This is a genomic window from Streptomyces sp. NPDC002057 (assembly GCF_040296665.1).
Taxonomy (GTDB): Bacteria; Actinomycetota; Actinomycetes; order Streptomycetales; family Streptomycetaceae; genus Streptomyces.
Window position 1 is genome coordinate 1 of sequence record NZ_JBEOXR010000103.1, and the last position, 10,196, is coordinate 10,196.

General features: G+C 74.1%; 8 protein-coding genes. 5 read left to right on the forward strand and 3 right to left on the reverse strand.

Annotated features, from left to right (window positions below; translation table 11 throughout):
- Positions 1-557 precede the first annotated feature (557 nt).
- On the forward strand, positions 558-1,007 hold the full coding sequence (locus ABT129_RS37705) for a PTS sugar transporter subunit IIA (protein ID WP_351910735.1): 450 nt from the start codon (positions 558-560) through the stop codon (positions 1,005-1,007).
- A gap of 80 nt (positions 1,008-1,087) precedes the next feature.
- Positions 1,088-2,758 carry a phosphoenolpyruvate--protein phosphotransferase gene (gene ptsP, locus ABT129_RS37710; protein ID WP_351910736.1) on the forward strand — a complete coding sequence of 557 codons (1,671 nt, stop codon included), beginning with the start codon at positions 1,088-1,090 and terminating at the stop codon, positions 2,756-2,758.
- Between the two features lie 74 nt (positions 2,759-2,832).
- Here the strand turns inward: ptsP and ABT129_RS37715 are convergent, their stop codons facing one another.
- Together ABT129_RS37715 and ABT129_RS37720 are read right to left on the reverse strand one after the other, a co-directional pair.
- Entirely contained in the window at positions 2,833-3,729 is an 897-nt protein-coding gene (locus ABT129_RS37715) for a DUF8829 domain-containing protein (RefSeq protein ID WP_351910737.1), read from the reverse strand.
- Positions 3,730-3,752: 23 nt separating this feature from the next.
- Positions 3,753-5,039: an MFS transporter gene (locus tag ABT129_RS37720; protein ID WP_351910739.1), complete on the reverse strand. Its 1,287-nt coding sequence runs from the start codon at positions 5,037-5,039 to the stop codon at positions 3,753-3,755.
- Between the two features lie 46 nt (positions 5,040-5,085).
- Here ABT129_RS37720 and ABT129_RS37725 point away from each other — a divergent pair, with 46 nt between their 5' ends.
- Complete coding sequence (locus ABT129_RS37725) at positions 5,086-6,405, forward strand: aminotransferase class I/II-fold pyridoxal phosphate-dependent enzyme (protein ID WP_351910741.1); 1,320 nt, start codon at positions 5,086-5,088, stop codon at positions 6,403-6,405.
- A 61-nt stretch (positions 6,406-6,466) separates the two neighbouring features.
- Here the strand turns inward: ABT129_RS37725 and ABT129_RS37730 are convergent, their stop codons facing one another.
- Complete coding sequence (locus ABT129_RS37730) at positions 6,467-8,143, reverse strand: serine protease (RefSeq protein WP_351910743.1); 1,677 nt, start codon at positions 8,141-8,143, stop codon at positions 6,467-6,469.
- Positions 8,144-8,265: 122 nt separating this feature from the next.
- Here ABT129_RS37730 and ABT129_RS37735 point away from each other — a divergent pair, with 122 nt between their 5' ends.
- Together ABT129_RS37735 and ABT129_RS37740 are read left to right on the forward strand one after the other, a co-directional pair.
- Complete coding sequence (locus tag ABT129_RS37735) at positions 8,266-9,024, forward strand: RNA polymerase sigma factor (RefSeq protein ID WP_351910745.1); 759 nt, start codon at positions 8,266-8,268, stop codon at positions 9,022-9,024.
- Complete coding sequence (locus ABT129_RS37740) at positions 9,021-10,109, forward strand: CU044_5270 family protein (RefSeq protein WP_351910747.1); 1,089 nt, start codon at positions 9,021-9,023, stop codon at positions 10,107-10,109. The genes ABT129_RS37735 and ABT129_RS37740 overlap by 4 nt, the downstream gene beginning before the upstream one ends.
- The last annotated feature ends 87 nt before the right edge of the window (positions 10,110-10,196 follow it).

A 10,196-nucleotide genomic window follows, 5' to 3' on the forward strand; every position in this document is an offset into this window, starting at 1 on the left:
AAGGAACCTCGCCATCCGAAGATGGACGGGGTATCAACTAATCTGGCGTTGATTTTTGGCACGCTGTTGAGTTCTCAAGGAACGGACGCTTCCTTCGTACTCACCCTCTCGGGCTTTCCTCCGGGCTTCCCTTCGGTATTTCGTGTTTCCAGCTTAGCAGACCCGATTTCTCGTTTCTGCCACCCGCTGGAGCGGGTTGCCGGGGTGGAATTCGCTTTAGCTTTTCCGTTCCCGGCGGGGTCAAACACTACCAGGCTTTTTCCGTCTCCCCGACCACGCTCCCTGCGAGCACGCAGAGGTGTAGACCACTGGGGTTAGGATCTGGCTTGATAGGTGCTGCCGACCCGCGACTCAAGGCCGCGTTGGGGTCAGGCAGGAGTACGACAGTACATCCCACCGTCAGTCGAGGCAAATCGTTTCCGGTAGTCCCTAGCTCCGCCCAACTGGTACGTCTCGTGCGGAACCGGGACTTCTTATGACTTACGCTTCAGAACAGTACGCCGTCCAGGACAGGTAGTGACGGCGCCTACACAATCTCCGCCCCTGGGAGGCTTCCCATGACATCCGTGACGTCGCCGCTTGCTGGACGCGCCATCGGTCTCGCCGCAGTTCCCGACCCGGTCTTCTCCGGTGCGATGGTCGGTCCCGGTACCGCCATCGATCCCGTACGTGAGCCCTCTGAGGCCGTCTCCCCCCTCGACGGGGTCATCGTCTCCATGCACCCGCACGCCTTCGTCGTCGTCGACAGCGAGGGACACGGGGTGCTGACCCACCTCGGCATCGACACCGTTCAGCTCAACGGGCAGGGCTTCGAGCTGCTCGTCAACAAGGGTGACACCGTGACGCGCGGACAGGCCGTCGTGCGCTGGAACCCCGCTGAGGTCGAGGCCGCGGGCAAGTCCCCCATCTGTCCCGTCGTGGCCCTGGAGGCCACCGCGGACTCGCTCTCCGACGTCGTCGACAGCGGTGACGTGAAGGCCGGCGACTCGCTCTTCGGCTGGAACTGAGCCGGTTCGTCCCCGTGACGACCGCGAGTTCGACATTCAACGCGGCGGCAGGTGCCGCCGCTCTATGGGAGACGGGTGAGATGGAGACAACGCTGCGAGGCGTCGGCGTCAGCCACGGTGTGGCGATCGGCGAGGTCCGGCACATGGGCACGGCGGTCCTCGAACCGCCGGCCAAGCAGATTCCGGCGGACGAGGCGGAGCGCGAACAGGGGCGCGCCCGTCAGGCCGTCGAAGCTGTCGCCGCCGATCTGATTGCACGCGGCAATCTGGCCGGCGGTGAGGCGCAGCACGTGCTGGAGGCCCAGGCGATGATCGCCCAGGACCCCGAGCTCATCGCCGACGTCGACCGCCGGATCGCCGTGGGCAGCACGGCCGAGCGCGGCATCTACGACGCGTTCTCGCACTATCGCGAGCTGCTCGCCGGTGCCGGTGAGTACATGGCCGGCCGGGTCGCCGACCTGGACGACGTGCGGAACCGGATCGTGGCGCGCCTGCTCGGTGTGCCGATGCCCGGTGTTCCGGACAGCGACGAGCCGTACGTACTGATCGCGCGGGACCTGGCGCCCGCCGACACCGCGCTGCTCGACCCGACGCTGGTCCTCGGTTTCGTGACCGAGGAGGGCGGGCCGACCAGTCACAGCGCGATCCTGGCGCGTGCGCTGGGCGTGCCGGCCATCGTGGCGCTGCCGGGTGCGGGCGAGATCGCCGAGGGCACGCTCGTCGCCGTCGACGGTTCGACCGGTGAGATCTTCGTGGACCCGAGCGAGGAGAAGAAGGCGGAGCTGACCGAGGCCGCCGCCGCGCGCAGGGCCGCGCTCGCGACGTCGAGCGGTCCGGGTGCGACCTCGGACGGGCACAAGGTGCCGCTGCTCGCCAACGTCGGCGGTCCGGCGGACGTGCCGGCGGCGGTGGAGGCCGGTGCCGAGGGCGTCGGTCTGTTCCGTACGGAGTTCCTCTTCCTGGACGACAGCAAGCAGGCTCCGTCCGAGGAGAAGCAGGTCGAGGCGTACCGCAAGGTCCTGGAGGCCTTCCCCGAGGGCCGTGTGGTCGTGCGGGTGCTCGACGCGGGTGCCGACAAGCCGCTGGACTTCCTGACGCCGGCGGACGAGCCGAACCCGGCGCTCGGTGTCCGGGGTCTGCGCTCGCTCCTCGACCACCCGGAGGTGCTGCGGACGCAGCTCACCGCGCTGGCGAAGGCGGTCGAGGGTCTGCCCGTGTACCTGGAGGTCATGGCGCCGATGGTGGCCGACCGTACGGACGCGAAGGCCTTCGCCGACGCGTGCCGTGAGGCGGGGCTGCGGGCGAAGTTCGGTGCGATGGTCGAGATTCCCTCGGCCGCGCTGCGGGCGCGCTCGATCCTCCAGGAGGTCGAGTTCCTTTCGCTGGGCACCAACGACCTGGCGCAGTACACCTTCGCGGCCGACCGTCAGGTCGGTGCGGTGTCCCGGCTGCAGGACCCGTGGCAGCCGGCGCTGCTCGACCTGGTGGCGCTGTCCGCCGAGGCGGCCAAGGCCGAGGGCAAGAGCTGTGGCGTCTGCGGCGAGGCCGCGGCCGATCCGCTGCTCGCCTGTGTGCTGACGGGTCTGGGGGTCACCTCCCTGTCCATGGGTGCGGCGTCGATTCCGTATGTGCGGGCGACGCTGGCCAAGTACACGCTGGCGCAGTGCGAGCGGGCCGCGGCCGCGGCCCGGGCGGCGGACACGGCGCACGAGGCGCGCGTGGCCGCTCAGGCGGTGCTGTCCGGGGAGTGATCCCCGGCGCTCGCCGACGTACGAAGGGGCTTTCCGTCACCAGGTGACGGGGAGCCCCTTCGGCGTGCGCGGGGTCAGTGGTGGTCGGTCCAGTCGTCGTCGGGGTCGGGGGCGAGGGGGAAGCCGGCCCGGTGGTCGACGCCCGGTTCCGGGGAGAGCGGTTCCCCGGTGGTGGCGTCGGTGCAGTAGGCGGCGAAGACCTCGGCCTCGGTGAGCGGGGTGAGGGTGCCGTCGGTGAGGCGCCAGCCGTGGAGCCGGTCGCGGGCGCCGGGGGTGGTGGTGCGCAGGACGAGTCCGCCGGGGGCCGCGAGGGCGATGCCGGCGGCGAGGACCGCGGTGAGTTCCGCCGCGGCGGCGTCCTCGGCGGTGGGCGGTGTGGTGCCGTGGGCGTGGAGGACGGCGAGGAGTTGGTCGCCGGCCGCCCGGACGCTGCACACGAGGTGGTGGCTCCCGGGGCCGGCGGCTTCGAGGAGCCGGACCAGGAGTCGCGCGGCCCGCTCGTGGGCGGCCCTTCCGATGTCCTTGCCGCAGGTGGCGCAGTCTCCGGCGGTGGCGAGGACGGTGGTGGCGTACTCCCAGGTCGCGTGGCGGACGGCGGTGTCGACGAGCTCGGGGAGGAGGGTGCTGAGGGGCTGCCCGGTGTAGGTGACCCGGGCGCCGGTGGCGGCGAGGTGGGCGGTGAAGCGGCTGCGGCTGGTGGGGTGGTCGGGGTCGAGGGCGGTCTCGGCGCAGTAGGCCGCGTACTCCTCGGGGTCGAAGAGGGCGACGGTGGTGTGGCCGCCCTGGGTGGCGAGGTTCTTGAGGAGGGCCTCGACCTGTCGGAGGTAGGTGGTGTGGTCCTCGAAGGCGAACGTCCGGTAGCGGCGCATGGCCGTGAAGTCGTGCTCGTCGGCGATGAGGCCGACGGTGCTGGGTACTTCGCGGCGCAGGGCGCGGCGCAGGTGTGCCTGGGTGGTTCCGGTCCGTGTCATGTCTCCCCCTGGTGACGGTCCGATCAGTGCTCACTCACCGTAACCTTCGCCACTGACAGTGACGGTTCGGGGAGGCGTCGGCGGACGAGGCGGTTCTGGGCGGCGCTGGTGGCGACGAGGACGGCGCCGAGAACGGGCCAGGCGAAGGGGCCCGCGGAGACCAGGCCGGTCATCAGGAGCGGACCGACGAACCGCTGGGTGGACTGGGCGAGGCCGTGGACGCCGAGGTAGGCGCCCTGGGCGTCGTCCGGGGCGAGGGCGACCGAGATCTCCCAGGAGGCGATGGTGTGGATCATCTCGGCGAAGGTGAGGACGACGGCCGCGGTGATCAGGGCGGCGATGGAGAGGGTCCGGCCTCCGAGGGCGGAGGCGGCGAGGGCGAGCGTGCCGACGGCGAAGAGGCCCGCGAGGGGGGCGAGGAGGCGGCGGGCGGCCTCGGTGGAGGAGCCGAAGCGCGAGAGCGGGACCTGGAAGATCACGACGAGGGCGCTGTTGACGACCATCAGGAGCGGGGCGAGGCCGACGGGGGCGTCGGTGGCGTGGACGATCCAGAGGGGCAGGGCGACCTGGAGGATCGAGTCGTGGAGGAAGAAGACCGATTCCGCCGCGGTGAAGCCGAGGAAGCCCCGGTCGCGCCAGGGGCTGGAGGGCTTCGCCGTCGGGGTGGTGTCGGTGGACGCGGCGGCGATCCGGGAGGCGGTGGGGGCGGGGGGTTCGGCGCAGCGGAGGGTGAGGACCGCCATCACGAGGTACGAGAGGGCGTCGCCGACGAGCAGGAGCTGGAAGGCGGTGGTGGTGCCGACGGCGAGGGCGGCCGCGGCGCCGAGGCCGCCGAGGGTCCAGCCGATGTTGGAGGTGGTGCGGTTGATGGCCTGGTAGCGGACGCGGTCGGGGCCGGCGACACGGGCGGCGTACAGCTTGGTGAGGACGTTGGTGGCGCGGTCGGGCAGGGCGCCGGCGGCGGAGAAGAGGACGAGCAGCGGGTAGTCGTCGGTGGTGAGGAGGGCGAGGAGGGCCGCCGCGCGCAGGAGTTGGGTGCAGATGATGACGCGGACGAGCGGGAAGCGGTCGGCGAGCCGGCCGCCGAGGGGGGCTCCGGCGATGCCCACGGCGCCGGAGACGGCGATGAGGAGGCCGACCTGGCCGAGGCCGAGGCCGGTGACGTAGGTGAAGTAGAGGGCCATGGCCGTGGACCAGAGTCCGGTGCCGCACTTGTCGATGAAGCCGATGAGGAGCATGCGGCGGCCGTCGGGGCCTCCGGGGATGCGGTCCTTGAAGGCTGTTCGGGTGGCGTGGGCGGAGCGGCTCAATGGGTCCCCCTTGCGAACTTCTTTGTATTGATACATACTTGACTACGTGGCAGCACAATATGCGATCGAGGGTACGACGGCCAAGGGGATTGCCTCGTCCGTGGAGCGGGGAGTGACCGAGGGCAGCCTCTCCCCCGGTGACGCCCTGCCGCCCGTGCGGCGGCTCGCCGACGACCTGGGGGTGAGTCCCGGCACGGTCGCCACGGCCTACAAGGAGCTGCGGCAGCGGGGGCTGATCGTCACGCGGGGCCGGGGCGGCACCGTGGTGGCGGAGGTCCCGTCGGTGGCGTCCCGGCGGCCGCCGCGCGTCCCGGACGGCCTGGTGGACCTGGCCGGCGGCCACCCCGACCCGGCCTTCCTCCCCGTGCTGCGCCCGCCGTCGACGGTCAGCCCGGTGTACGGCTCGCACCGCGCCGCGCCCCGCCTGCCCGCGCTCGAGGAGACGACCCGGGCGTGGTTCGAACGGGACGGGGTGCCCGCGCGTCACGTGACGTTCGCGCACGGGGCGTTGGACTGCATCGCGCGGCTCCTCTCGACGGAGCTGCGCCCCGGTGACGCGGTGGCCGTGGAGGATCCCGGCTTCCACCATCTGCTCGACCTGGTACCGGCCCTGGGGCTGCGGACGGTCCCGGTGACCGTGGACGGCGAGGGGCTCGTACCGGAATCACTGCGGACGGCGCTGCGGAGCGGGGTGCGCGCGGTCGTGTGCAGTCCGCGGGGCCAGTGCCCGACCGGGGCCTACTTCACCCGGGCGCGGCGGGACGAACTGGTGGCAGTGCTCCGGGAGTTCCCCGAGGTGCTCGTCGTCGAGGACGACCACAACGCGGAGGTCGGCGGGGCCGCCGCGTACACGCTCGCGGCGGCGGGGCTCGACCGGTGGGCACAGGTGCGGACCGCGTCGAAGCACCTCGGCATCGACCTGCGGTGGGCCGGGGTCGCGTGCGACGCGGTGACGCTGGCCCGGCACGACGGGCGGATGCTGATGACCTCGGGGTGGGTCAGCCACGTCCTCCAGGAGACGGTGGCCGGACTCTTCGCCGACGGGGCGGTGCGCGCGCTCGTGGCGGCGGGCGAGGAGGCGTACGCGGAACGGCGGGCGGCCCTGATCGGCGCGCTCGGGGTCCACCGGATCCGGGCGGTCGGGGCGAGCGGGCTGAACGTGTGGGTGCCGGTGCGGGACGAGTCGGCGGTCGTGAACGGGCTTCGGACGCAAGGGTGGTGGGTCGCGGCCGGGGCGCGGTTCCGGATCGCGGCCCCTCCGGCCGTACGGATCACGACGGCGACCCTCGCGCCCGGGGACGCGTCGCGTCTCGCGGCGGACTTCGCGGACGTGCTGGGCGACGCGCAGGCGACGTACGGGGGTTGAGCGGTGGAGGTGCGGGAGCGCTCCGGGGCGGTCGCGCCGCCCCGGAGCGCTCACGGTCGGGTCAGCGTGTGCGGTAGGCGTTCGTCAGGGTCTGGGTGAGGGTGTTGCCCTGGACGTCGGTGAGTTCGGCGCGGAGGGACACGGACCCGCCGGGGCCGGGGGTGCGGAAGCCGGCGCGGCCGTCGACGACGGGGACACGGCTCCAGGTGGTGCCGCCGTCGGTCGACATCGACACGGTGAGGGACCGGACGCCGGTCGCGGCGGCCGCGCCCTGGACGGTGACCGGGACCCGGACCGGGGAGCCCGCCGGGGCGGTTCCGTCGAGATCCAGGGCGGGGGCGAAGCGGACGGTGCTGAGGGGCAGCGTGGCCGGACGGGACGCGGCGGCGGAGGTGAAGGTCCAGGACGCGGTGACGCGTCCGCTCGTGGGGGTGCCGTCGCCGCGGGTCGCGGTGGCGGTCAGCCGGTACGAGGCCCGTCCGGGCGTGGTGGTGAACGTGGCGCGGCCCGGGTCGCCCTGCCGGGTGCCGACGAGAACGCCGTCGCGGTGGAGCGTGGTGGTGGCGCTGTGGAAGCGCGGGGCGGTCGGCGCGTGGCCCTCGCCGTCGGCGAGGAGCGGAAGGTCGAGGGCGAGGGCGTCGCCGTCGCGGACGCCCGCCGGGCGGGCGCCGGGCGCCGTGTCGAGCGCGGGGCCGAAGACGGCGTTGTCGAAGGTGTGGGTGGTGGTGGCGCCCGCGCGGACCGCGAGGCCGTGCGCGAAGTAGCGGTTGGGCGGGGTCTCGGGGGCGGCGGGACCGCTGTAGGTGACGTCCCACAGGCCGCGCTCGGGCGTCACCAGGACGGTCACCGCACCCGGTGTCTCCAGGGGCTGGACGAGGCCGACGGTGGGGCCCGCGCTGGGCTGGACGGAGACGAACCCGGTTCCGGTGGCGCCCTCCGGCGCGGCGCCACGGATCTCGACGGTGGCCAGCGAGGCCGCCGACGGGCGGCGGACCAGACCGGTCAGGGCGCGCCCGGAGGTGAAGGTGTAGCCGAGTGCGTAGTCGTGGCTCGCGCCGGACCAGTAGGTGTCGAACCACTCCTTGACCGAGCCCGGCTCGGCGGTGGGGCCGAGGTGGGCCACGCGCAGGCCGTTGCTCGACGTCATGATGTTGGCGGAGCGGGTCGTTCCCTCGTGGGTGACCTCGACGAATCCGAGGCCGTTCAGGGGGCGGGCGCCGGGCTCCGGCGGGCGGACGTCGACCGGGCGGGTGGTGCGGGCGTCGACGGTGACCGTGGTGTCGCCGGTCACGTCGAGGCGGGGCTGGACGATCCAGTCGGTTCCGGAGCCCGCCCCGGGTCCCTCCAGGGTTGAGTCGAGCAGGTATCGGCCCTTGGGCAGCCGGACGGTGACCGTGCCGGACTCGTCGTAGGGCGTGAGCTCCTCGGACGCGCCGGGGCCCGAGATCCCGGTGACGTGGGTCCGGTAGCCCTCGGTGGCGGCGCCGGCCCGGTCGAGGTGCCGGATGGTCAGGGTGTACGTCTCGGGGGCGCCGTCGGCGGCGGCCACCGGGGCGAGCGCCGAGAGGGAGGTCCCGGCGAGGGCGGCGGTCAGCGCCAGGGAGCGCAGGATCGCGCGGCGGTTCGTGGCAGGGGCCGTGCGGCGGCTCGCGGCCGGGGCCGTGCGGCGGCTCGTGGCCGGGGCCGTGCGGCGGCTCGTGGCCGGGGCCGTGCGGTGGGGTGTCGAGGAATCATTCATGCCCAGCACTGCTTCCGGCGGGCGGAGCGTTCCCGTGACCTGAGCCACATCGCCCGGCAGGTGTGGCGCGGGTCACGGGAACCGGGACGAACCACCGCCCAGTGCCTTGTGTGGAATCACCTATGAGAGATCGTTTCCGCGCCGGAGACCCCTCCGCGCTCGGCGAGGCGTACGACGAGCACGCACGCGTGCTGTACCACTACGCCTTCCGGGTGTGCGGGGACCGGGCGGGGGCCGAGGACGTCGTCTCGGCCACCTTCCTGGAGGCCTGGCGCTGTCGCGGGAAGGTGCACGCCGAGGGCGGGAGTCTGCGCCCCTGGCTGCTCGGCATCGCGACCAACATCATGCGCGGGTCCGTCCGCGAGGCACGGCGGCGGGACGCGGCGCTGGCCCGGATGCCCGAGCGGGGCGTCCTGCCGGACTTCGCCGACGACGTCCTGGCCCGGATGACGGACGGCGAGCAGATACGGGCCGCCCGCGCCGCCCTCGGCAAGCTCCGGCGGCGCGAGCGGGAGGTCTTCACGCTCGTGGTCTGGGCCGGCCTCGACTACGCCGCCGCCGGAGAGGCCCTGGGCATTCCGGTGGGGACCGTCCGGTCCCGGCTCTCGCGGTCACGTGAGCGGCTCCGGAAGCTCGCCGACGCCGAACTGCGCGCGGCCCGGCGGCAGGAGCGTTCCGCCGCCGCGACGGTCCGCTCGGGCGGCCGGGTGGGTGGCGCGGCCGCTGCCCACGAGCCCGCACCCGTTCCGGAGCCCGGATCCGTGCCCCGGCCCGTGCGGGGGCCCGCTCCCCCGCACGGGTCCGGCTCCGGTGCCGTCTCCGTCCGCTCGACCGTCCGCCCGGCCCTCTCGCCCCGACCGACCCCGGAGAAGCAGGCATGAACACCTCCGTCCCCCGCCCTCCGCGCACCGACGCGGACGCGCTCCTGCGCGCCGAGCTCACCGCGCTGCTGCCCCCGCCGCCGGTGCCCGACCCGACGCCGGACCGGAACGTGGCCCTGCGCCACGCCGTCCTGCGGAACGCCCTGGCCGCCGGGGACGGGACGGGTGCCCGCCCGGCCCCCGCCCGCCGGTCGCGCCCGGGGCTCCGGCTCGGCCTCCTCGTCGCCCCGGTGGCCGCCTGCGCGGTCGTGGCCGGTGTCGCCGTCCTCGCTCCCCCGGAGCCGTCGGCCGGACCGCCCGGCGGTGTGCGCGCCGGGCAGCCCGCCTCCCCCGACGCCGTGCGCGTGCTGTCCGGCGCGGCGCTCGCCGCCGCCGCCGCCCCCGCGCCGACCGTCCGGCCGGACGGGTACGTGTACGTCAGGAGCCTGGTCGCGTACGCGGCCCACGACGCCGCCGGCGGTACGGCGGCGCTGCCGCCCGCCCGTCAGCGCGAGGTGTGGCTGTCGGCCGACGGCAGCCGGGCCGGTCTGCTGCGCGAGCCCGGCGCCGCCGACACGACGCTGGGCGCCCGGCTGCCGGTGTACGAGCTGGACCACCGAGGGGCCACGCCCCGGAGGACCACGGCCGAGGGGGCGCCCCCGTCCGTCACCCACCCGACCCACACCTACGTGGCGGGCCTGCCCACCGACCCGGAGGCGCTGCTGCGGCTGGTCCGCGAGCAGACCCGCGGGACCTCGGGCGATCCCGAGCAGCGGGCGTTCACCGCGATCGGGACGCTGCTCGCCGAGACCTGGGCTCCGCCGGAGGTCACCGCCGCGCTGTACGGGGCCGCGGCCCGGATCCCCGGGGTCACCGTGCTGCCGTCCGCGAAGGACGCGGCGGGCCGCGAGGGCGTCGCCGTCGCCCGTACCTCCCGCGGCGAGCAGACACAGTGGATCTTCGACCGGACGACGTCGGCGTTCCTCGGTGAGCGCACCGTCCTGACCGAGGCGACGCCGGCCGGTCCGGCCGGCACCGTCCTCGGCCTGTCGGCGGTGCTCGCCAAGGCGGCGGCCTCCGCTCCCGGAGAGCTGCCGAAGGGCTGACCGGAATCGACCGCGGCCCCCCCAACAAGCCGGGATGGGGGGGCGCGGGCGGGTCCGCCGCGCCCCCCCGCCGGCCGCGGCGGGCCA